We start from the raw sequence: 22511 nt of genomic DNA, 5'->3' as shown, positions 1-22511 counted from the left end.
CGCAGCATCAAAGCCCTGCGATATGGGTCACATCCTGCCGGTGCGCCTGCAGATAAGGCAGCACCGCCGCCAGCAACGGTGCCTTGAAGGGCTCCTGGAAGCGATGTGCCAAGCCCGGAATCAACCTCAGCTGGCTGCCCTGGATATGCGCTGCCAGGTGCACCCCATGCATCACCGGCAACAGCGGATCGGCCGTGCCATGCACCACCAGCGTCGGCACCCGTAACTCATTCAGTAACGGCACCCGGCTCGGCTCGGCCAGGATCGCCATGATCTGGCGTTTTGCCCCCTCCGGGTTGAACGCCCGGTCATACGCTATCGCCGCCTGCTGCAGCAGCACCGCCCGGTCATCGTGCACCTGTGGGCTACCCAGCGCCGCCAGCAGGTCGGCCTGCTGCTCGATGGCCACCTCGCGATTCGGCGCACTGCGCCGCGCCAGCAACTGCACCAACGCCGGATCAGGTGCCGGCAGCCCGGCCGCTCCCGAACTGGACATCACCAGGGTCAGGCTACGCACCCGCTCCGGGGCCATGGCTGCCAGGTGCTGGGCGATCATCCCACCCATGCTCACCCCCAGCACATGGAACTGGCGGATGCCCAGTACGTTCATCAACTGCAGGCCATCATCGGCCATGTTGGTCAGGGTATAGGGCGCCGCTACCGGCAGGCCCAGCTTGTAGCGCAACAGTTCGACCGTGAGGTTGGCCGAAGGCGGCAGCTGGTTCCATCGCGACAGGCCGACATCGCGATTGTCGTAGCGAATGACCCGAAAGCCCTGGCGGCACATTGCCTCGACCACATCGTCAGGCCAATGGATCAGTTGCCCGCCCAGGCCCATGACCAGCAGCAAGGCCGGATCGCGAGGCGCGCCGACGCTTTGATAGACCAGGCTCAGGTTGCCGACTTCGGCACGTTGTACCGGCACATGGACGTCGCAGCGCGTGTCGGCGAAGCTGGCCGAAGCGCTGGACAGCAGAAAGAAAAACAGCAGAAAAGCCCGCATGAAAGAAACACCAGAATGCAGATCCCCAGTAGAGCGCGAGTCTGATGACTTTCCTTCGGGCGCGCTGCCACAGTTCAGTGACAGTTTGATGAACCCTGCCGAGCGGTGCGGCTGATCGTCCAGTCGACAGCCTGGGGCAACATGAGTGAAACTCAACTGATTCCCCGTTTTCTCAAAAAATGTTCTCGGAGACAGCCCGTGCTGGAGATCCGCCACCTGAAAACCCTTCATGCCCTGCGCGAGGCCGACAGCCTGGTTGAGGCGGCCGAACGCCTGCACCTGACCCAGTCGGCGTTGTCGCACCAGTTCAAGGAGCTTGAAGAGCGCCTGGGCCTGCCACTGTTCGTGCGCAAGACCAAGCCGATCCGCTTCACCAGCGCCGGCCTGCGCCTGTTGCAACTGGCCGATGCCACCCTGCCGCTGCTGCGCGGCGCCGAGCGTGACATCGCTCGCCTGGCGGGTGGCACCGCCGGGCGCCTGCACATGGCCATCGAGTGCCACAGTTGCTTCCAGTGGCTGATGCCAACCATCGACCAGTTCCGCGATGCCTGGCCGGAAGTGGAGCTGGACCTGGCCTCGGGCTTCGCCTTCGCCCCGCTGCCGGCGCTGGCGCGGGGCGACCTCGACCTGGTGGTGACCTCCGACCCGCTGGACCTTGCCGGCATCACCTATGTGCCGCTGTTCACCTACGAGGCCATGCTCGCCGTGGCCAACCAGCACCCGTTGGCCAGCAAACCGTACATCGTGCCCCAGGACCTGCTCGACCAGACCCTGATCACCTACCCGGTGGAGCGCGACCGCCTGGACATCTTCACCCGCTTCCTGGAGCCGGCCGACATCGAGCCGGCTGCCGTGCGCACGTCCGAGCTGACAGTGATGATGATGCAACTGGTCGCCAGCGGCCGTGGCGTCTGCGGCATGCCGCACTGGGCCCTGCATGAATACAGCTCGCGCGGCTATGTGAAGGGCAAGCGCCTGGGCGAGAAAGGGCTGTTCGCCACGTTGTATGCGGCGGTGCGCACCGACATGCTCGATGCGCCCTACATGCGCGACTTCCTGCTGACCGCCAAGGACACCTCGTTCGCCACCCTCGACGGGGTCAGCGCGGTACGCTGACCGCCTGGCGGTACAGCGGCAGTATCAGGTCGCGGGTCAGCGGCGCCAGGTCCAGCGTTTCGGCCTGATCGGCGGCCAGCCACCGCACTTCTTCGATTTCCGCCGCCGGGGCTACAGCCTCGGCACTGTCGACGCGGAACAGTTCGGCCTGCACCTCGCAGCCCGGCTCGTTGGCGGCCGGCGCGCTGAACTGGCCCAGGGGCACCGCGTGGGCGGGGTCGATACGCAGGCCCAATTCTTCGAACAACTCGCGTGCCAGCGCCTGGACAGGCGACTCTCCGGCATCGATCTTGCCACCTGGCTGCATGAACGCCTCGGTGCCACGCTTGCGCACCAGCAGGGTGCGGCCTTGCGGGTCGATCAACAGGGCGGCGGCGATGCGGATGATAGTGGGCATGGGTAGGCTCGCTGAAAAACCGACAGTCTACAGAAGATCGACGACGAACGGCCCCTTGCCAACCCGCCCATCACCCGCCATAACGGACTCATGAACCTGCCAGCCCACCAGCACCCGGTGCTCGAGCTGTTCCACCCGGCCGTCGGCACCTGGTTTCGCCGTCACTTCGCCACGGTCACCGATGCCCAGGCCCGTGCCTGGCCGCTGATCCATGCCGGCCAGTCGATGCTGCTCGCCGCGCCAACCGGTTCGGGCAAGACCTTGAGCGCCTTCCTGGCGGTGCTCGACGAACTGGTCCGCGAGGGGCTGGAGCATGGCGGCGAGCTGCCTGCTCACACCCAGGTCGTCTACGTCTCGCCTCTCAAGGCGCTGTCCAACGACATCCGCCTGAACCTGCAGGCCCCGCTCGAAGGCATCAGTCAGGCGCTACAGGACCAGGGCCTGAAAGCGCCACGCATCACCACCGCCGTGCGCACTGGCGATACGCCGCAGAAGGAACGCACGGCGATGCGCAAACTGGCACCGCATATCCTGGTGACCACTCCCGAATCGCTGTACGTACTGATGGGCTCGGCTTCCGGCCGCGAAGGCCTGGCCAGCGTGCACACGGTGATCGTCGACGAGATCCATGCCCTGGCCGGCAACAAGCGCGGAGCCCACCTGGCGCTGACCCTGGAGCGCATGCAAGCCTTGTGCGGGCGGCCACTGCGGCGCATCGGCCTGTCCGCCACCCAACGCCCGGTGGAGCGCGTGGCGCAGTTCCTGGTCGGCTGCCAGCGTCCTTGCGCGATCATCGACGTTGGCCATGCGCGCCAGCGCGACCTCGCCATCGAAGTGCCCCCGGTGCCACTCGGCGCGGTCATGGCCACCGACGTCTGGGGCTTGGTCTACGATCGCCTGGCTGCCTTGGCCCGCGCACATCGCACCACACTGGTATTCGTCAACACCCGGCGCCTGGCCGAACGCATCACCCGCCACCTCAGCGACCGCCTGGGTAAAGCGGCCGTGGCCGCGCACCATGGCAGCCTGGCCAAGGAATTGCGCCTGGACGCCGAACAGCGCCTGAAGCACGGCCAGCTGCAGGTGCTGGTGGCCACCGCCTCGCTGGAGCTGGGCATCGACATCGGCGACGTCGACCTGGTCTGCCAGATCGAGTCGCCCGGCTCGATCGCCGCCTTCCTGCAGCGCGTCGGGCGCTCCGGGCACCAGGTTGATGGCATTCCCAAAGGGCGGCTGTTCGCGACCTCACGAGATGACCTGATCGAATGCGTGGCGCTGCTCGATTGCATCCGCCTCGGCGAACTCGACGAGTTGCATATCCCCAAGGCCCCCCTGGATGTGCTGGCCCAGCAGATCGTCGCCGAAGTCAGCAACCAGGCCTGGCAGGAACAGGCGTTGCTTGACTGCCTGCGCCAGGCAACGCCATACGCAGAACTCGACCCAAGGCGTTACCAGGCGCTGTTGTGCATGCTCGCCGAGGGCTACAACGGCCGCCAGGGTATCCGCAGCGCCTACCTGCACCGCGATGCGGTCAGCGGCACGTTGCGCGGCCGCCGGGGCAGCCAGCTGACGGCGCTGACCAGCGGCGGCACCATTCCCGACAACGCCGACTACGCGGTGCTGCTTGAACCACAGGCGCTGAACATCGGCAGCGTCAACGAAGATTTCGCCGTGGAGAGCATCGCAGGCGATATCTTCCAACTGGGCAACGCGTCCTACCGCATCCTCAGGGTCGAGCCTGGCCGGGTGCGGGTCGAGGACGCCCAGGGCCTGCCGCCGACCATCCCGTTCTGGCTTGGCGAAGCACCGGGGCGCAGCGATGAACTGTCCGCGGCGGTCGCCCGCCTGCAGGCGCGCCTCGATGAACAACTGGTGCTGAACGACGGCGATCTTGCTGCGGTGCAGCAGTGGCTGCAAGCCACGTTCGACCTGGATGAGGCCAGCGCCAGCCAGCTGCTCGACTACCTCGCCCGCACCCACCAAGTGCTGGGCGCCCTGCCCTCACAGCAGACCTTGGTGATGGAGCGCTTCTTCGACGAGTCCGGCGGTACCCAACTGATCATCCACTCGCCCTATGGCAGCCGCATCAACCGTGCCTGGGGCCTGGCCCTGCGCAAACGCTTCTGCCGCACCTTCAATTTCGAGCTGCAGGCCGCGGCCAGCGAGGACGCCATCGTGCTGTCGCTGTCGACCAGCCACAGTTTCGAGCTGGATGAAGTGTGGCGCTACCTCAACAGCCGCAGTGCCGAGCAGATCCTCATCCAGGCCGTGCTCGACGCGCCGTTGTTCGGCGTGCGCTGGCGCTGGAATGCCGGCGTGGCCATGGCCTTGCCGCGCTTCGTCGGCGGGCGCAAGGTGGCGCCGCAGATCCAGCGCATGAAGAGCGAAGACCTGATCGCTGCGGTGTTCCCCGACCAGATTGCCTGCCTGGAGAACATCGTCGGCGAGCGGCAGATCCCTGATCACCCACTGGTCGAGCAGACCCTCGACGACTGCCTGCACGAGGCCATGGACAGCGAAGGCTGGCTGGCGTTGCTGCGGCGCATGGAAAGCGGCCAGGTGCGCCTGCTGTGCCGCGACCTGCCAGCGCCCTCGCCACTGGCCTCGGCGATTCTCAATGCCAGGCCGTACGCCTTTCTTGATGACGCGCCGCTCGAAGAGCGGCGTACCCAGGCGGTGCTCAATAGGCGCTGGAATGAAGTTCACAGCGGCGATGACCTCGGCGCGCTGGACGCCGATGCGATCACCGCCGTGCAGGCCGAAGCCTGGCCGCAGCCGAGCAATGCCGACGAGATGCACGAGGCGCTGATGACCCTGGGCGCCATCAGCCATGAGGAAGTCCAGGCCAACCCCAGCTGGGACCTGCTGCTGCGTCAGCTGGCCAAGGCCGGGCGAGCCCTGCGCCTGACCGATGAAAAGCTGTGGCTGGCGCGCGAGCGCCTGAACCTGCTGCAAGCGCTGTATCCGTCTGCACACATGGAGCCTGCGCTGGACGTACTGCCCGGCTTCGATCAGGCCATCGACCCGGACAGCGCATTGCGTGAACTGCTACGCGCCCGCCTGAGCGGCTACGGCCCGCAGAGCGTGGCGCAAATCAGCGCACCACTGGGCAAGCCTGCTGTTGAGGTCGAGCAGGCACTGGCCCGCCTGGAAGCCGAAGGCTATGTGTTGCGTGGCCACTTCAGCCCTGGGGCGCTGGACCTGCAATGGTGCGAGCGCCATCTGCTGGCACGCATCCATCGCTACACGGTGAAACGCCTGCGCCGGGAGATCGAGCCCGTCAGCCTGCAGGACTTCATGCGTTTTCTGTTCGACTGGCAGCACCTGGCCGCTGATGAGCGCCTGCGTGGCCCGGATGCGGTAGCCGAAGTGCTGGGCCAGTTACAGGGTTTTCCGAGTGCGGCCGGCGCCTGGGAAGCGGAACTTCTGCCCGCACGAATCAAGGACTACAGCCCGCACTGGCTGGACGATGCCTGCCGCAATGGGCAATTCGCCTGGAGTCGGCTGGCGGCGACGGCGGCGAGCAATACCTTGTCGAGCACGCCTTTGGTGTTGCTGCCGCGTGAGCACTTGGCCCTGTGGCGCAGCCTGGCCCCCGAGCCGGCCCCTGAAGCACTTGGGGGGCGGGCCCAACGGGTGCTGGAGGCGTTGCAGACCCAAGGTGCGTTGTTCTTCGACGAACTGACCGCTGAGGCCCACCTGCTGCCCAGCGAGCTGGAAACGGCGCTACAGGAGCTGGTCGGTGCCGGCCTGGTAGGCGCCGACAGTTTCACCGGCCTGCGCAGCCTGATTACCCCGGCGGCGAAGCGCACCTCGCGCAACAGCCGACGCGGCCACCCGCCAATGTCCAGCAGCATGGCCCACGCCGGGCGCTGGGCCTTGTTGCGTCGGGGCAGCGGCAATGTCGACGAGCACCAGCGCCTGGAGCACATCGCCCGTGCGCTGCTACGGCGCTATGGCGTGATCTGCTGGCGGTTGCTGGAGCGAGAGAGCGATGTGTTGCCGCCCTGGCGCGAGCTGCTGCGCTGCTACCACCGGCTGGAAGCGCGTGGCGAGATTCGTGGCGGGCGTTTCATTGCCGGGCTGGCCGGCGAGCAGTTCGCCTTGCCGGAGGCGGTCGGGTTGTTGCGCCAGGTTCGTCGGCGAGCCCTGGATGCAGAACTGGTGGTGGTGAGTGCCAGCGACCCGCTGAACCTGATCGGGTCGTTGTTGCCTGGGGCGAAGGTGCCTGCTGTCGGTGGCAACCGGCTGCTGTACCGCGACGGTGTGCCGGTGGCGGTGCGGGTGGCTGGGCACTACAGCTATCTGGTGGATGCCTCGGCGCAGGAGCAGGACGTTTGGAAGCAGAAATTGCTGCGTACACCGACAGGCTAAAACCTTATCGGCGAATACCCCCAGGCGAGAATGATTTTCGCTACCCCGATTTCGATTTGCACTGCCACGCAACTTGGCTATGGTCGGGGTTTGCCCCAGGCCCTGAGCCTGACCGCGCCATCGCAAGGACCCCCGTATGAGCCTGTCACTTCTCAGCCGTTATGCCTGCTTCACCGCTTGTGTACTGTTCACCCTGGCGAGCCTGCCGTTCCTCCACCACGAATGGCTGTGGCCGTTCACCCTGGCCACTGCGGTACTCAGCCTGATCGGGGTGTTCGACCTGCTGCAGCAGCGCCACGCGGTGCGCCGCAACTATCCGATCCTCGGCAACATCCGCTACCTGGTCGAGGCCATCCGCCCGGAAATCCGCCAGTACCTGCTGGAAGCCGACAGCGACGCCCTGCCCTTCTCCCGCGCCCAGCGCTCGCTGGTGTACGCCAGAGCCAAGAACGAAGCCTCGGACAAACCCTTCGGTACCCTGATCGACGTCTACGAGTCGGGCTTCGAGTTCATCGGCCACTCCATGCGCCCGGCGCCGCTGACCGACCCGGCAAGCTTCCGCGTCATCGTTGGCGGCCCACAGTGCAGCCAGCCGTATTCGGCATCGATCTTCAACATCTCGGCCATGAGCTTCGGCTCGCTCAGTGCCAACGCCATCCGCGCCCTGAACAAGGGCGCCAAGCTGGGCAACTTCCACCACGACACCGGTGAAGGCAGCATCAGCCCCTACCACCGCGAACACGGTGGCGACCTGGTGTGGGAACTGGGCAGCGGTTACTTCGGCTGCCGCACCGCGGACGGGCGCTTCGACCCGGAACGTTTCGCCGCACAGGCCCGTACCCCGCAGGTACGGATGATCGAGATCAAGATGAGCCAGGGCGCCAAGCCCGGCCACGGCGGCATACTGCCCAAGCACAAGGTGACCGAGGAAATTGCCGAAACCCGCGGTGTGCTGATGGGCGAGGACTGCATTTCGCCCTCGCGCCACAGCGCCTTCTCCACCCCGATCGAGATGATGCACTTCATCGCCCAGCTGCGTGAGCTGTCCGGTGGCAAGCCGGTAGGCTTCAAGTTCTGCCTGGGCCATCCGTGGGAATTCATGGGCATCGCCAAGGCCATGCTGGAAACCGGCATCCTCCCCGACTTCATCGTGGTCGATGGCAAGGAAGGCGGCACCGGCGCCGCGCCAGTGGAGTTCACCGACCACATCGGCGTGCCGCTGCGCGAAGGCCTGCTGTTCGTGCACAACACCCTGGTTGGCCTGAACCTGCGCGACAAGATCAAGCTCGGTGCCAGCGGCAAGATCGTCAGCGCCTTCGACATCGCCAGCGTGCTGGCCATCGGCGCCGACTGGGCCAACTCGGCGCGCGGCTTCATGTTCGCCATCGGCTGCATCCAGTCGCAGAGCTGCCACACCAACAAGTGCCCGACCGGCGTCGCGACTCAGGACCCGTTGCGCCAGCGCGCGCTGGTAGTGCCGGACAAGGCTCAGCGGGTGCTGAACTTCCACCACAACACCCTGCGTGCGCTGGCCGAGATGCTGGCCGCAGCGGGCCTCGAGCACCCGGCGCAGCTGGAGGCCAAGCACCTGGTGCGGCGCGTGTCGGCCACCGAGATCAAGCTGTTCTCGCAGATGCATGTGTTCCTCAAGCCAGGCGAGTTGCTCACCGGCGAGGTCAATGGGCAGTTCTATTCGCGTATGTGGCAGATGGCCCGGGCCGACAGTTTCGAGCCGATGGCCGCCTGAAAACGTTCAAGGACTGCGACTTGAAATGCTTCCTGATCAAGGACACCGCGCTGCTGGGCATCAGCCTGATGATCCTGGCTCAGGGCCTGGCGCCAGCAGGCACGGCAGCGAGCCGCTGACAACGAGGCCCCGGCTCCAGGCCGGGGCTTTCGGGTTCAGGCGAGGCCGTCGACCGCGCCGGGCTCCTGGCGCGGTGCCAGACGCAGCGTGTAGTACAGCACCGTCAGCACAACCAGGAACGCCGGGCCGATATACAACGCCACGCGGGTATCCTCGAAGTACGCCATCAGGCCCACCACCAGCACCAGGAAGGCCAGGGCCAGGTAGGAGCTCAGCGGCCACAGCCACATGCGGTACTTCAGCCCCTTCTGCTCGGTGGTCGACAGGCCGGCGCGGAACTTGATCTGCGCCAGCAGGATCATCACCCAGGTCCAGATCGCGCCGAAGGTGGCGATCGAGGTCACCCAGACGAACACCTTTTCCGGCACCAGGTAGTTGGCCAGCACGCCCAGCAGCAGTGCACCGATCGACAGCAGCAGGGCATTGCGCGGCACGCCGCTTTTCGAAGTGCGGGCGAAGGCAGCCGGGGCCTGGCCGTTCTGCGCCAGGCTGTAGAGCATGCGCCCGGTGCTGAAGATGCCGCCGTTGCACGACGACAGCGCAGCGGTAATCACCACGAAGTTGATGATCCCGGCAGCGGTCTTGATGCCCAGACGCTCGAAGGTCATGACGAACGGGCTGCCCTGGCTGCCGATGCCGTCCCATGGGTAGATCGACAGGATCACGAACAGGGCGCCGACGTAGAACAGCAGGATGCGCCAGAACACCGAACCGATCGCCTGCGGGATGGTTTTCTGCGGGTTGCGTGCTTCGCCGGCGGTCAGGCCGATCATTTCCACGCCAAGATAGGCGAACATGACCATCTGCAGCGACATCAGCACACCGGTCACACCATTAGGCATGAAGCCGCCGTTGCTCCACAGGTTGGCGATGCCCACGGCGACGCCATCATTGCCGAAACCAAACGCGATCACGCCAATGCCGCCGAGGACCATGGCAATGATGGTGACGATCTTGATCAGGGCAAACCAGAACTCGAACTCGCCAAACGCCTTGACCGCGATGAGGTTGACTGCGCCCATGCTGCCCAGCGCCATCAATGCCCAGATCCAGCGCGGCACATCAGGGAACCAGATGCCCATGTAGATAGCCACCGCAGTGATTTCCGCGACGCAGGTCACCAGCCACAGGAACCAGTAGTTCCAGCCGGTGAGAAAGCCCGCCAGTGGACCAAGGTAGTCCTGGGCATAGCGGCTGAACGAACCGGCGACCGGGTTGTGCACGGCCATCTCGCCGAGGGCACGCATGATCACCAGGATCGCCAGGCCACCAATGATGTAGGAAAGCATGATCGCAGGACCGGCCATTTCAATGGCTTTGGCCGAACCGAGGAAAAGTCCGACGCCGATACAAGCGCCCAGCGCCATCAAACGGATGTGCCGTTCGCCCAGCTCACGCTTGAGCGGGCCGCCCTCGGTGGGCTCGGCAGGGGCAGAAGGGTTGCCGACTGGCATAGCAATACAACCTCATTTTGTTATTGGAGTAGACCTTCGTGCAGCACCGGCCCTGCCGATAGGCGGGACGTTGGCTTGCCAGGCTGGCCTCGTGGGCCGGCCCGTGTGCCGGGCTAGAGCGGCCGGCACGGCGAAGGGCCGAGCAGTATAGGAAGTCCGATACAGGGATTTTCGCTGTATAAGCAGGAAAATTCAGCGAGTTTTTCGGGGCTGTTGCGCCAGCCCCAATTCCACTACCACCCTATCAACAACGTCACAGGACTAAACCCACACCAAAGCCGCATAGTCCTACACCGCTATTCTCGGCTTCCTACAAATTTTTCACCTGCTCCCACCAACGTCTAAGCTTCAGACAAGCAAGACGAAGATACCTGGCCGGATAGAAGACTATGGGCGCATTGTGGCAATCGGAACCAACCAGAACGGAAGCATCTGAAGCACCTCCGGCCATGACGCCACAACCGCAGCCCCCACGTCAGCGCAGGCTCTGGTGGCGGCTGATTTTCCTGATCCTGCTGGTGGCACTGATCGCCATCGGTTTTGCTGCCTACGACGAGTTCCGCACCTCCAACCTGCAGTCGCGCGAATTCAGCAAGCTGGCCACCACCCTCACCTATTCGCTGCAGCCAGGGCCGAGCGATGCGATCATCTATCCGGGCGAAGGGCCATTTGACAAGCGCCTGGGCTACAGCGGGCTGGGCGAGTTCCTGCCACGCCTGCTGAAGCGCGACTACCTGATCAGCGAGCAGGTGCGGTTTTCCCCGGCGCTGATGCGCTATGTCGAACATGGCCTGTTCGCGCCGTACATCGAAAAGATCCAGGCCGGCCTGTCGATCACCGACTGCCGGGGCGAGACGCTTTACCAGTACAACTACCCGCAACACCTGTACCCGGATTTCGCCTCCATTCCGCCGGTGATGGTCAACAGCCTGCTATTCATCGAGAACCGCGACCTGCTCGATACCAAGGATGTCAAGAACAACCCGGCCGTGGACTGGCCGCGCTTTGCCAAGGCCGCGTACAGCCAGGTGGCCAAGTACCTGGCCTTGCCTGGCCAGTCAGCGGGTGGCAGTACCCTCGCCACCCAACTGGAGAAGTACCGCCACTCACCGGATGGCCTGACCGTCAATGGTGCCGAGAAGATCCGCCAGATGATCTCGGCCAGCGTACGCGCCTACCAGGGCGGCCCCGACACCAGCGAAGCGCGCCACCGCATCGTGCGCGACTACCTCAACAGCGTGCCGCTGTCGGCAGTGCCCGGGCATGGCGAGGTACATGGCATGGCCGAGGGCCTGCGGGTGTGGTACGGCGCCGATTTCGATCAGGTCAACCAGGCCCTGACTTCCACCGCCACCGACCCTGAAAGCATGGCCGCACGCGGCCTGGCCCTGCGCCAGGTGCTGTCGCTGATGATTGCCCAGCGCCGCCCTTCGCATTACCTGTCCAAGGGCCGGGTCGAACTGGCCGAACTCACCGACGCGCATATCCGCGTACTGGCGGCCGCCAAGATCATCGAGCCACCGCTGGCCAGTGCGGCGCTGGCCAGCAAGGCGGTCTACCGCGACTGGGTCGCCCAGCCGACCATCGTGCCGATCATCACCAACAAAGGCATCAGCCTGGCGCGCAACCGCCTGGCAGCCATGCTCAACCGCCCGCTGTACGATCTCGACCGCCTCGACGTGTCAGCCACCAGTACCCTGCAGGCTGACCTGCAGTTGCAGGTCAGCCAGTACCTGAAAAACCTTGCCGACCCGGAGTTCGCTGCGCAGATGGGCCTGATCGGCGAACGCCTGCTCACCGCCAAGACCACCGACCAGGTGAGCTACAGCTTCACCTTGTTCGAGCGCACGGCCGATGGCTCACGGGTTCGGGTGCAGACCGACAGTACCAACCAGCCCTTCGACATCAACGAAGGCAGCAAGCTGGAACTGGGCTCGACCGCCAAGCTGCGGGTGCTCACGACCTACCTGGAGATCATCGCCGAGCTGCACGACAAGTACGCCGGCAAACCTGCCGCCGAGCTGAAGAAAGTCGAAGTCGCCGAACTCGACCGCATCACCCAGTGGTCGCTGGAATGGCTGGCTCAGAACAGCAAGAACCAGAGCCTGGACGCCATGCTCGATGCGGCGCTGGAGCGCAAGTACTCGGCCAACACTGGCGAGGCCTTCTTCACCGGTGGCGGCATGCACGTGTTCAACAACTTCCGCAAGGAAGACAACAACCGCAACCCGACCCTCAAGGATGCCTTGCGCGAGTCGATCAACCTGCCATTCATCCGCCTGATGCGCGACCTGGTGCGCTACGTCACCTACCAGCAGCCGTTCAACCGCGTGCCGCTGCTCAAGGACGACTCCGACCCGCGCCGCCAGGAATACCTGGCCCGCTTCGCCGACAAGGAAGGCACCAGCTACCTGATGCGCTTCTGGAAGAAGTACCAGCGCAAGACCTCCCAGCAACGCCTGGACACCTTCCTCGACAGCATGCGCGCCACCCCGCAGCGCCTGGCTGCGGTGCACCGTTACCTGTTCCCGGAAGCCGGCCAGGAAACCTTCAATGCCTTCGTCCGTGCCCACAGCAAGGATGACAAGATCGCCCTGGGCAAACTCACCGACGGCAAGCTGGCGGAGATGTACGAAGCCTATGGCCCAGGCAAGTACGACCTGCCCGACCAGGGCTACATTGCCAAGGTCCATCCGCTGGACCTGTGGCTGCTGGGCTACCTGTTGAAGAACCCGAGCTCCACGCTCACCGAAATGGTCAATGCCAGCCGTTTCGAGCGCCAGGAAGTCTACAGCTGGCTGTTCAAGAGCCGGCACCAGGGTGCGCGTGACAGCCGCATCCGCACCATGGTCGAGATCGAGGCGTTCCTCGACATCCATCAACGCTGGAAACGCGTGGGCTACCCGTTCGATCACCTGGTACCCTCACTGGCAACCGCCATCGGCAGCTCCGGCGACCGCCCGGCTGCGCTGTCGGAACTGGTCGGCATCATTCAGAACGATGGCGTGCGCCTGCCGACGCTGCGTATCGACACTTTGCATTTCGCCGCCAATACGCCCTATGAAACCAAGCTGGTCAGCGACCCGGACCGTGGTGTGCGTATCCTGCCGGTGGCCGTGGCGCGGGCGCTGAAGGGTGCCATGTCACAGGTGGTCGACGCCGGTACCGCACGGCGCATCTCCGGCAGCTTCAAGCTCAATGACGGCACGCCGCTGGTAATGGGCGGCAAGACCGGTACCGGCGACAACCGTATCGAGAGCTTCGGTGCCGGCGGTCGGCTGATCGGCTCGCGTTCGCTGAACCGTACTGCCACCTTCGTGTTCTTCCTCGGCGACAACCACTTCGGCACCCTGACGGCCTTCGTGCCTGGGCGCTCGGCTGAGGCGTTCAAGTTCACGTCGGCATTGCCCGTCCAGGTGCTCAAGGGCATGGCGCCCATCCTGATGCCGTACTTACAACCGGGCAACCCGAACGAATGCAAGCCACCGCAGGTTGCGATGCATGGCAACGATTCATCCAAGACGTAGATGATAATCATCGGCATTTAGAGGCTTGTATTTAGATATATCTTGAGTAATATCTTGCGATATATCTAAACAGCGGAAGCCTGCTAATGCGTGACCATGGCGCACATGACCCTTTTGAACGCCGCCCCGCCCGGGGCGAGCGTGGCCCGCGGGTGTTCGCCCCGGGTGACCTCAAGCTGCTGATGCTGTCGATGCTCTGCGAGCAACCGGGCCACGGCTATGACCTGATCCGCCAGATCGAGAACCTGTTCGACGGCAACTACACGCCGAGCCCCGGGGTGATCTACCCCACCCTCAATTTCCTCGAAGAAGCCGAACTGATCAGTGGCCAGGTGCATGGCAGCAAACGCCTGTACGCCATCACCGCAGCCGGCCGCACCGCATTGGCCGATCAGGCCGTCGCCCTGGATGGCGTGCGCATGCGCATCGAAGTCAGCAAGCGCGCCCTGCGTGGCCACGACCGCCCGCCAGAAATCCACGAAGCGGTCGGCAATTTGCGCCATGCCCTGCACATGCACAGCGGCCGCTGGACACCGGAAGAAATCGAACGGGTACGCAACCTGCTCAACGACACTGCCAAGGCCATTGCCTCCGGGCCAGCCGATCCAGTCAGGGAGAATCCTCATGAGTGACACCATTCACCGCGTCAATCACGAAATCCGCCAACGTCGCTTGCAGGTACTGCGGGTGACCGACCTCACCCCGCGCATGCGCCGCATCACCCTGGGTGGCGCCGAGCTGCAAGGTTTCACCAGCCTGGGCAGTGACGACCACATCAAGTTGCTGTTCGCGGAAACTGCCGAGCAGCAGCAAGCCATCGACGCCCGCAACCTGGGCCGTGACGGCGGCGCTCGGCCAACCATGCGCGAGTACACGCCGCGCCGTATCGACCTGGTGGCCAACGAACTGGACATCGACTTCGTGCTGCACGGCGACGGCCCTGCTTCGACCTGGGCTGCGCAGGCAGAACCTGGGCAAACGCTGAACATCGCCGGGCCTCGGGCATCGATGGTGGTACCGGATATTTTCGACAGCTACCTGCTGGTGGGTGACGAAACGGCGATTCCGGCGATTGGCCGGCGCCTGGAAGAACTGCCAGCAGGGCGTCGCGTACTGGCGCTAATCCAGATCGAAGATGAGCAGGAGCGCCAGCCATTGCCGAGCGCGGCGCAGGTGGAAGTCATCTGGGTCAAGCGGGATGAAGATCTGCTGGCGTTGCTGAAGGGGCTGGAACTGCCCGAAGGCAAGCTTTACAGCTGGGTCGCACTGGAAAAATCGCTGACCCGGCAGGCCAAGGCACTGCTGCTGGAGAAGGGCGTGGCCGAAGATGCCCTCAAAGCCGCCGCTTACTGGCGTGCCGACGGAACTGCCGACGACGAGTGATCAGCGCTCTCCTGCACTGGCCTCTTCGCGGGTAACCCCGCTCCTACAGGTACTGCATAGGCTCAAGGTCAGTGGTATCCCTGTGGGAGCGGGTTTTCCCGCGAAGAGGCCGGTACAGCTCAAGCCAATCGGTACCTTCCCCGCCACCGGTCCAGCGCCAGCAACACCAGGCCAATTCCCCAGAATCCCGCCAACACGCCCAGGGCATTGAGCATCACCTGCCCGTAGCCCAGGCTCGCCACGTCGATGAACGGATAGGCATACGCCCCAATCTCACGCCCCCGCCACAGTGCATAGGCGAAATACACCGCTGGGTAAAGTGCCCACACCATCAGGTGCCGGAACCGCAGGCTGCCCTTGGGCACCTCGAACCACCAGTACAAGGCAAACAGCAGCGGCATCACATCGTGCAGCAGTTCATCCGCCAGCCACTGCCAGCCCTCGGGCTGCCACAGGTGGCGCAGCAGCACGCTGTAGGCAAGGGCCACCAGCACGATGCTGGCGGCCACCGCCGAACTCACCGATGGCGACAGAAAGAAGCGCCTGGCCGCCGACTCCCGGCCAAAGGCCGCGTAGCTGAGCACCGTCGCCACCAGGGTATTGGTCAGTACCGTGAAGTATCCGAATAGATTGATCAGCCCGCCAATCAGGCTGGCCTGCTCCTGCCAGCGCGCCAGCAGCACCAGGTAGACCTGCACCGCCAGGCCGAACCAGCCAAGCAATGCCATTGACGTCAGCCAGGGGCGCCGTGGCATGTCAGGCCTGGCGCTGCAGCTTCACGTACAACTGCTCGACCTTCTCCCGCGCCCAGGGCGTCTTGCGCAGGAAGGTCAGGCTCGACTTGATGCTCGGGTTGCTCTTGAAGCAGCGCACGTCAACGCGTTCGGCCAGGCCCTGCCATTGGTAGTTCGCCACCAGTTCGGTGAGGATCTGTTCGAGGGTCTTGCCGTGCAGCGCGTTGTGTTGGGCCGTGCTCATGCCAGTGCTCCGTAGGAAAGATGCGCACCTTACACGAGTGTAGTGGTGGGTGGGATGTGTAGTGCTTGCGGAAAAACCGCTGGCCAGGCGCAAAACCTCTGTGCTGAAATAGCAATGTTATATTGTAACAGCACAAATATCTGCCAAGGAACGCCTCATCCCCATGCTGCACATCCCGCTTCGTCTCTCCCCCCTCGCTGTTGCCCTGTGGCTCGCTTCGTCACCCAGCCAGGCCGTGGAACTGGAACCTCAGGTCATCACCGCCAACCCCTTAGGCAATCGTCAAGTGGCTACACCCAGCACCGTCCTTGCAGGTGACGACCTGCTGCGACAGCAGCACGGCAGCCTCGGTGAAACCCTGAACAAGCAACCCGGTGTGGCCTCCACCTGGTTCGGCCCTGGCGCCAGCCGCCCGGTGATTCGTGGCCTGGACGGCGACCGCATTCGTATCCTGCGCAATGGCGTGGGGGCCCTGGATGCCTCGTCGCTGTCCTACGACCACGCGGTGCCGCTGGACCCGGTCACGGTCGACCGCGTGGAGATCGTCCGCGGCCCGGCCGCCCTGCTTTACGGCGGCAATGCCATCGGCGGCGTGGTCAACACCTTCGACAATCGCATCCCCGATTCACCGATCGAGGGCATCCACGGTGCCGGCGAACTGCGCTACGGCGGCGCCGACACCACCCGCAGCAGCGCCGGCAAGCTGGAAGCCGGTGACGGCACCTTCGCCTTGCACCTGGACGCCAACAGTCGACAGTTCAACGACCTGCGCATCCCCGGCTACGCGCAGAGCGCCAAGGTCCGTGACGCCGACGCACCAGGCAGCCGCCACCGCCTGGAAAACAGCGACGGCCGCCAGGACGGTGGCGCGATCGGCGGCTCCTACAACTGGGAGCATGGCTACGCCGGCCTGTCCTACAGCCGCTACGACAGCAACTACGGTTCGGTGGCCGAATCCGGCGTGCGCCTGGACATGAAGCAAGACCACTACGCCTTTGCCTCGGAACTGCGTGACCTGGACGGCCCCTTCAGTTCGGTCAAGGTCGATGCCGGCTACACCGACTACGAGCACAGCGAGATCGAAGAAGGCGAGGTGCATACCACCTTCAAGAACAAGGGCTACGAAGCCCGTATCGAAGCGCGTCATCAGCCGCTCGGCCCGCTTGAAGGGGTGATCGGCGCGCAGGTCAGTCGCAACGAATTCTCGGCATTGGGCGAGGAAGCCTTCGTCCCGCACACCGACACCGACAGCCTGGCGCTGTTCATGCTCGAACAATGGCAGGCCACCGAGCGGCTGAACCTGAGCCTGGGCGCGCGCATGGAACATACTCGGGTCGACCCTGATGCCAAGGGTAACGAGAACTTCGTCGATGCCGACAGCGCCAGCAGTTTCAATGCCTTCAGCCTGTCTTCGGGCGCGGTGTACCAGCTCGACCCGATCTGGTCGCTGGCGGCCAACCTCAGCTACACCGAGCGCGCGCCGACCTTCTACGAGCTGTACGCCAATGGTGCCCATGTCGCCACCGGCGCATTCGAAGTCGGCGACGCGAGCCTGAACAAGGAAAAGGCCATTTCCAGCGATCTGGCCCTGCGCTTCGACAATGGCACCCACAAGGGCAGCGTCGGCGTGTTCTACAGTCACTTCCGTAACTACATCGGCCTGATCGGCACCGGCAACCTGCGTGAAGGCCATGACCATGACGAGGATGATCACGACCACGATCATGACCATGACGGGCTGCCCGAGTACCGTTACGAGGGTGTCCGTGCGCGCTTCTATGGCATCGAGGCACAGGATCGCTGGAAGTTGCTGGAGAACCGCTATGGCAGCTTCGCGCTGGAGTTGTCCGGCGACTACACCCGGGCCAAGAACCTCGACAGCGGCGAGCCATTGCCACGCATTGCCCCGCTGCGGCTGAACAGCGGGCTGGTCTGGGAACTGGACCGCTGGCAGGCACGGGTCGATGTGCAACATGCCGCATCACAGCATCGCAAGCCTGAGAACGAAACCAGCACCGATGGCTACACCACCCTCGGGGCCAGCGTCGGCTACCGCTTCGACATCGGCCAGAGCCAGTGGCTGGCCTTCGTGCGCGGTGAGAACCTGACCGACCAGACCGTGCGCTACGCGAGTTCGATCCTGCGGGCTATCGCACCAGCGCCGGGGCGTAGTGTGGAAGTCGGGTTGCGCACCACTTTCTGAAGTCGCTGGGGCTGCTTTGCAGCCCTTTCGCGACACAAGGCCGCTCCCACAAGTTATGCACCGCAGTTACCGGCAGCGCCGTCCCTGTGGGAGCGGCCTTGTGTCGCGAAAGGGGCGCAAAGCGCCCCCAGTTATTCCAAGACTGTTACTGGATCGGCAACAATCAAGTGCGACAATTTGTCTTTTTTTCTTACAACTTCCCCTATATCCTCCCGGCCGCAAGCTGAATCGCTTCATCCAGCATTCCCTATTGCCATATACATCGAAGAGCACGCTTTTCGGTGCGCTTGCCGTTTGCTCAATAATCAAAAAGACAGCGCTATCTCATGTTCCAACTGCCCAAAACCCGCTACACCGGCTTTGCCCTCATCGCTTTCACCGCCGCCCTGCCAGGCACGGCCAGCGCCAGCGAACCCTTCGCCAAGGACTCCCCGTGGATGTTCGGCGACTGGGGCGGCACCCGCAGCGAGCTGCTGGACAAAGGCTACGACTTCACCCTCGGCTACACCGGCGAGATGGGCAGCAACCTGCATGGCGGCTACAACCACGACCGCACGGCCCGCTACAGCGACCAGTTCACCTTTGGCAGCCACCTGGACCTGGAGAAAATCCTTGGCTGGAACGACACCGAGTTGCAACTGACCATCACCGAACGCCACGGCGACAACATCAGTAACGACCGCATCAACGACCCGCGGGTCGGCGGCTTCACCTCGGCTCAGGAGGTCTGGGGCCGCGGCGAAACCTGGCGGCTGACGCAGATGTGGATCAAGCAGAAATATTTCGACGGTGCCCTGGACGTGAAAGTCGGCCGTTTCGGCGAAGGCGAGGATTTCAACAGCTTCCCTTGCGACTTCCAGAACCTGGCTTTCTGCGGCTCGCAGGTGGGCAACTGGGTTGGCGGCATCTGGTACAACTGGCCGGTCAGCCAGTGGGCCATGCGCGTGCGCTACAACCTTTCCCCTGAGCTGTACGCCCAAGTCGGTGTGTACGAGCAGAACCCGTCCAACCTGGAATCGGGCAACGGCTTCAAGCTCAGCGGCAGTGGCACCCAGGGCGCGGTGATGCCGATTGAACTGGTGTGGAGCCCACGCTTCCAAGACCTTAAAGGGGAATATCGCGTCGGCTACTACTACAGTAATGCCAAGGCACAGGATGTTCTCAAGGACAGTAACGGCCAGCCAGCTGCCATCAGTGGCGCCGCCTACCGCAGCAGCTCAAGCAAGCACGGCTTGTGGCTGGGCGCCCAGCAGCAGGTCACCTCGCTGGCGTCCGACCAGTCGCGCGGCCTGAGCCTGTTCGCCAACGCCACGGTGCACGACAAGAAGACCAATGTCATCGACAACTATGTTCAGGCAGGACTGGTTTACAAAGGCCCCTTCGACGCCCGCGCCAAGGACGACATCGGCTTCGCCGTCGCCCGCGTGCACGCCAACCCGGCCTACCGCAAGAACGCCCGCCTGGCCAATCAGGTGGCCGGGCTCGACGACTATGACAACCCGGGCTACCTGCCGGTGCAAGACACCGAATACAGCGCCGAACTCTATTACGGCATTCACCTGGCCGACTGGCTCACGGTGCGCCCGAACCTGCAATACATCCGCCATCCGGGCGGGGTGTCGCAGGTCGACAGCGCGCTGATCGGCGGCCTGAAGATTCAAAGCACTTTCTGACCACCTTCCTACAACGGAGAACCTAAAATGAGCACTGACAGTGCCAACCAAGGAACCCGCTGGCTACCACGCCTGATGGGCGTGCTGCTGTTGCTGATGGGCCTGGCCCTGCTGGCCGGCGGCATCAAGCTGAGCCAGCTGGGCGGATCGCTGTACTACCTGATTGCCGGTATCGGCTTCGCCGTGTCGGGCGCCCTGCTGCTGGCCAAGCGCCGCCTCGCCCTGGGCCTTTATGGCCTGGTGCTGCTGGGCAGTACGGTATGGGCCATGCTTGAAGTGGGCCTGGACTGGTGGCAACTGGTACCGCGCCTGGCCATCTGGTTCGCCATCGGCGTAGTGCTGCTGCTGCCGTGGGCACGCCGTCCGCTGAGCGGCCCTGCGGCCAAGGCCAACACCGCGCTGCTGAGTGTCGCCGTGCTGGCTTCGGGCGCCTGTGCCCTGGGCAGCCAGTTCACTCACCCGGGTGAAGTGTTTGGCGAACTCGGCCGCGACAACAGCGAAATGGGCAGCGCCGCACCGGCCATGCCGGATGGCGACTGGCAGGCCTATGGCCGCACCGAGCACGGCGACCGCTATTCGCCGCTGCGCCAGATCACCCCGCAGAACGCCTACCGCCTGGAAGAAGCCTGGCGCATCCGCACCGGTGACCTGCCGACCGACAACGACCCGGTCGAACTGACCAACGAAAACACCCCGCTGAAAGCCAACGGCATGCTCTATGCATGCACCGCCCACAGCAAGGTGCTGGCCCTGGACCCGGACACCGGCGCCGAAATCTGGCGCTACGACCCACAGATCAAGACCCCGGTCGGCACTTTCAAAGGCTTCGCCCACATGACCTGCCGCGGCGTCTCGTACTATGACGAGAACAGCTACGTCAGCCGCGACGGCAGCCCGGCACCCAAGGTGTCCGACGCCGGCCAGGCCGTGGCTCAGGCCTGCCCACGCCGCCTCTACCTGCCGACCGCCGACGCCCGCCTGATTGCCATCAACGCCGACAACGGCAAGGTCTGCGAAGGCTTCGCCAACCAGGGTGCGATCGATCTGACCACCGGTATCGGCCCGTTCACCGCAGGCGGCTACTACTCCACCTCGCCCGTGGCGATCACCCGCAGCCTGGTGATCATCGGTGGCCATGTGACCGACAACGAGTCGACCAACGAACCGTCCGGCGTGATCCGCGCCTACGACGTGCACGATGGCCGCCTGGTATGGAACTGGGACAGCAACAACCCGGACGACACCAAGCCACTGGCGCCCGGCAAGATGTACAGCCGCAACTCGGCCAACATGTGGTCGCTGGCCAGTGTCGACGAGGACCTGGGCATGGTCTACCTGCCGCTGGGCAACCAGACCCCTGACCAGTGGGGCGCTGACCGCACCCCAGGCGCCGAGAAGTACAGTGCCGGCGTGGTTGCCCTGGACCTTGCCACCGGCAAGGCACGCTGGAACTACCAGTTCACCCACCACGACCTGTGGGACATGGACGTCGGCAGCCAGCCGACCCTGGTGCACCTCAAGACCAAGGACGAGATCAAGCCAGCGATCATCGTGCCGACCAAGCAGGGCAGCCTGTATGTGCTCGACCGCCGCGACGGCACGCCGATCGTGCCGATTCGCGAGATCCCGGTTCCGCAAGGCGCGGTCAAGGGTGACCACACCGCACCGACCCAGGCCCGCTCTGACCTCAACCTGCTTGGCCCTGAGCTGACCGAGCAGGCCATGTGGGGCGCCACCCCGTTCGACCAGATGCTGTGCCGCATCCAGTTCCGCGAGCTGCGCTACGAGGGCCAGTACACCCCGCCGTCCGAACAGGGCAGCCTGGTCTACCCAGGCAACGTCGGCGTATTCAACTGGGGCAGCGTGTCGGTCGACCCGGTACGCCAGCTGCTGTTCACCTCGCCCAACTACATGGCCTTCGTGTCGAAGATGGTGCCGCGTGAGCAGGTGGCTGCCGGGAGCAAGCGCGAAAGCGAGACCAGCGGTGTGCAGCCGAATACCGGCGCGCCCTACGCAGTGACCATGCACCCGTTCATGTCGCCAATCGGCATCCCTTGCCAGGCGCCGGCCTGGGGCTACGTGGCGGCCATCGACCTGTTCACCAACAAGGTGGTATGGAAGCGCAAGAACGGTACTACCCGTGACAGCACCCCGGTGCCGATCGGCATGCCGGTGGGCGTACCCAGCATGGGCGGTTCGATTGTCACCGCAGGTGGCGTCGGCTTCCTCAGTGGCACCCTCGACCAGTACCTGCGCGCCTATGACGTGAACAACGGCAAGGAACTGTGGAAGGCGCGCCTGCCAGCAGGTGGCCAGGCCACACCAATGACCTATACCGGCAAGGACGGCAAGCAGTACGTACTGATTGTCGCCGGCGGCCATGGCTCGCTGGGCACCAAGATGGGCGATTACATCATCGCTTACAAATTGGCTGACTAAGCTTCAAGCGGCAGCTGCAAGCAACAAGAGAAAGCGGGGCCTGCACGGCCCCGCTTTTTTTTGCCGCCTGCCGCTTGAAGCTTCAAGCTTGAAACCC

At 64.3% G+C, this 22511-nt stretch carries 14 protein-coding genes; 9 read left to right on the top strand and 5 right to left on the bottom strand.

Annotated features, from left to right (window positions below):
- Positions 1–7: 7 nt before the first annotated feature.
- On the bottom strand, positions 8–1003 hold the full coding sequence (locus HU738_RS14880) for an alpha/beta fold hydrolase (RefSeq protein ID WP_186601351.1): 996 nt from the start codon (positions 1001–1003) through the stop codon (positions 8–10).
- A 198-nt stretch (positions 1004–1201) separates the two neighbouring features.
- Between HU738_RS14880 and metR the strand changes: the two genes are divergently transcribed.
- Entirely contained in the window at positions 1202–2119 is a 918-nt protein-coding gene (gene metR / locus HU738_RS14875) for a transcriptional regulator MetR (RefSeq protein WP_003258025.1), read from the top strand.
- On the opposite strand, the gene HU738_RS14870 is transcribed toward metR, so the two are convergent.
- Positions 2103–2516, bottom strand: coding sequence for an NUDIX hydrolase (locus HU738_RS14870; RefSeq protein ID WP_186601350.1), 414 nt, complete (start codon positions 2514–2516; stop codon positions 2103–2105). The two genes, metR and HU738_RS14870, sit on opposite strands and share 17 nt — an antisense overlap.
- 90 nt (positions 2517–2606) lie before the next feature.
- Between HU738_RS14870 and HU738_RS14865 the strand changes: the two genes are divergently transcribed.
- Both HU738_RS14865 and HU738_RS14860 read left to right on the top strand, forming a co-directional pair.
- Complete coding sequence (locus tag HU738_RS14865; protein ID WP_186601349.1) at positions 2607–6890, top strand: DEAD/DEAH box helicase; 4284 nt, start codon at positions 2607–2609, stop codon at positions 6888–6890.
- A 136-nt stretch (positions 6891–7026) separates the two neighbouring features.
- Positions 7027–8637 (top strand): FMN-binding glutamate synthase family protein, encoded by a 1611-nt coding sequence (locus HU738_RS14860; protein ID WP_186601348.1) that lies wholly within the window; start codon positions 7027–7029, stop codon positions 8635–8637.
- A gap of 155 nt (positions 8638–8792) precedes the next feature.
- Here the strand turns inward: HU738_RS14860 and HU738_RS14855 are convergent, their stop codons facing one another.
- Positions 8793–10211 carry an amino acid permease gene (locus tag HU738_RS14855; protein ID WP_186601347.1) on the bottom strand — a complete coding sequence of 473 codons (1419 nt, stop codon included), beginning with the start codon at positions 10209–10211 and terminating at the stop codon, positions 8793–8795.
- Between the two features lie 389 nt (positions 10212–10600).
- On the opposite strand from HU738_RS14855, the gene HU738_RS14850 reads away from it, so the two are divergent.
- From HU738_RS14850 to HU738_RS14840, 3 genes are all read left to right on the top strand, one after another.
- Positions 10601–13738, top strand: coding sequence for a transglycosylase domain-containing protein (locus HU738_RS14850; RefSeq protein ID WP_186601346.1), 3138 nt, complete (start codon positions 10601–10603; stop codon positions 13736–13738).
- A gap of 86 nt (positions 13739–13824) precedes the next feature.
- Positions 13825–14370 (top strand): PadR family transcriptional regulator, encoded by a 546-nt coding sequence (locus tag HU738_RS14845; RefSeq protein WP_186601345.1) that lies wholly within the window; start codon positions 13825–13827, stop codon positions 14368–14370.
- Positions 14363–15121 carry a siderophore-interacting protein gene (locus HU738_RS14840; RefSeq protein ID WP_186601344.1) on the top strand — a complete coding sequence of 253 codons (759 nt, stop codon included), beginning with the start codon at positions 14363–14365 and terminating at the stop codon, positions 15119–15121. The genes HU738_RS14845 and HU738_RS14840 overlap by 8 nt, the downstream gene beginning before the upstream one ends.
- 119 nt (positions 15122–15240) lie before the next feature.
- On the opposite strand, the gene HU738_RS14835 is transcribed toward HU738_RS14840, so the two are convergent.
- Both HU738_RS14835 and HU738_RS14830 read right to left on the bottom strand, forming a co-directional pair.
- Positions 15241–15876 (bottom strand): Pr6Pr family membrane protein, encoded by a 636-nt coding sequence (locus tag HU738_RS14835; RefSeq protein WP_176506005.1) that lies wholly within the window; start codon positions 15874–15876, stop codon positions 15241–15243.
- Position 15877: 1 nt separating this feature from the next.
- Positions 15878–16099 (bottom strand): VF530 family protein, encoded by a 222-nt coding sequence (locus HU738_RS14830; protein ID WP_186601343.1) that lies wholly within the window; start codon positions 16097–16099, stop codon positions 15878–15880.
- 163 nt (positions 16100–16262) lie between these two features.
- On the opposite strand from HU738_RS14830, the gene HU738_RS14825 reads away from it, so the two are divergent.
- The 3 genes from HU738_RS14825 (at position 16263) to HU738_RS14815 (ending at position 22414) form a co-directional block, all read left to right on the top strand.
- Positions 16263–18302, top strand: coding sequence for a TonB-dependent receptor (locus tag HU738_RS14825; protein WP_186601342.1), 2040 nt, complete (start codon positions 16263–16265; stop codon positions 18300–18302).
- Positions 18303–18628: 326 nt separating this feature from the next.
- Positions 18629–19975, top strand: coding sequence for a carbohydrate porin (locus tag HU738_RS14820; RefSeq protein ID WP_186601341.1), 1347 nt, complete (start codon positions 18629–18631; stop codon positions 19973–19975).
- Positions 19976–20002: 27 nt separating this feature from the next.
- A complete protein-coding gene (locus tag HU738_RS14815) occupies positions 20003–22414 on the top strand; it encodes a glucose/quinate/shikimate family membrane-bound PQQ-dependent dehydrogenase (protein ID WP_186601340.1) in 2412 nt (803 codons plus the stop codon).
- Positions 22415–22511 lie beyond the last annotated feature (97 nt).

Source organism: Pseudomonas vlassakiae (genome assembly GCF_014269035.2).
Classification (GTDB): domain Bacteria; phylum Pseudomonadota; class Gammaproteobacteria; order Pseudomonadales; family Pseudomonadaceae; genus Aquipseudomonas; species Aquipseudomonas vlassakiae.
Note: the sequence above shows the minus strand (reverse complement) of the source record. Positions and strands in the feature narration are given on the sequence as shown.

Excerpts from the sequence above, each read along its gene's own strand:
- HU738_RS14835 (WP_176506005.1), bottom strand. The coding sequence starts at position 15,876 with ATGCCACGGCGCCCCTGGCTGACGTCAATGGCATTGCTTGGCTGGTTC.
- HU738_RS14860 (WP_186601348.1), top strand. The coding sequence starts at position 7,027 with ATGAGCCTGTCACTTCTCAGCCGTTATGCCTGCTTCACCGCTTGTGTA.
- HU738_RS14845 (WP_186601345.1), top strand. The coding sequence starts at position 13,825 with ATGCGTGACCATGGCGCACATGACCCTTTTGAACGCCGCCCCGCCCGG.
- HU738_RS14825 (WP_186601342.1), top strand. The coding sequence starts at position 16,263 with ATGCTGCACATCCCGCTTCGTCTCTCCCCCCTCGCTGTTGCCCTGTGG.
- HU738_RS14865 (WP_186601349.1), top strand. The coding sequence starts at position 2,607 with ATGAACCTGCCAGCCCACCAGCACCCGGTGCTCGAGCTGTTCCACCCG.
- HU738_RS14815 (WP_186601340.1), top strand. The coding sequence starts at position 20,003 with ATGAGCACTGACAGTGCCAACCAAGGAACCCGCTGGCTACCACGCCTG.
- HU738_RS14830 (WP_186601343.1), bottom strand. The coding sequence starts at position 16,099 with ATGAGCACGGCCCAACACAACGCGCTGCACGGCAAGACCCTCGAACAG.
- HU738_RS14850 (WP_186601346.1), top strand. The coding sequence starts at position 10,601 with ATGGGCGCATTGTGGCAATCGGAACCAACCAGAACGGAAGCATCTGAA.
- HU738_RS14840 (WP_186601344.1), top strand. The coding sequence starts at position 14,363 with ATGAGTGACACCATTCACCGCGTCAATCACGAAATCCGCCAACGTCGC.
- HU738_RS14870 (WP_186601350.1), bottom strand. The coding sequence starts at position 2,516 with ATGCCCACTATCATCCGCATCGCCGCCGCCCTGTTGATCGACCCGCAA.
- HU738_RS14880 (WP_186601351.1), bottom strand. The coding sequence starts at position 1,003 with ATGCGGGCTTTTCTGCTGTTTTTCTTTCTGCTGTCCAGCGCTTCGGCC.
- HU738_RS14820 (WP_186601341.1), top strand. The coding sequence starts at position 18,629 with ATGTTCCAACTGCCCAAAACCCGCTACACCGGCTTTGCCCTCATCGCT.
- HU738_RS14855 (WP_186601347.1), bottom strand. The coding sequence starts at position 10,211 with ATGCCAGTCGGCAACCCTTCTGCCCCTGCCGAGCCCACCGAGGGCGGC.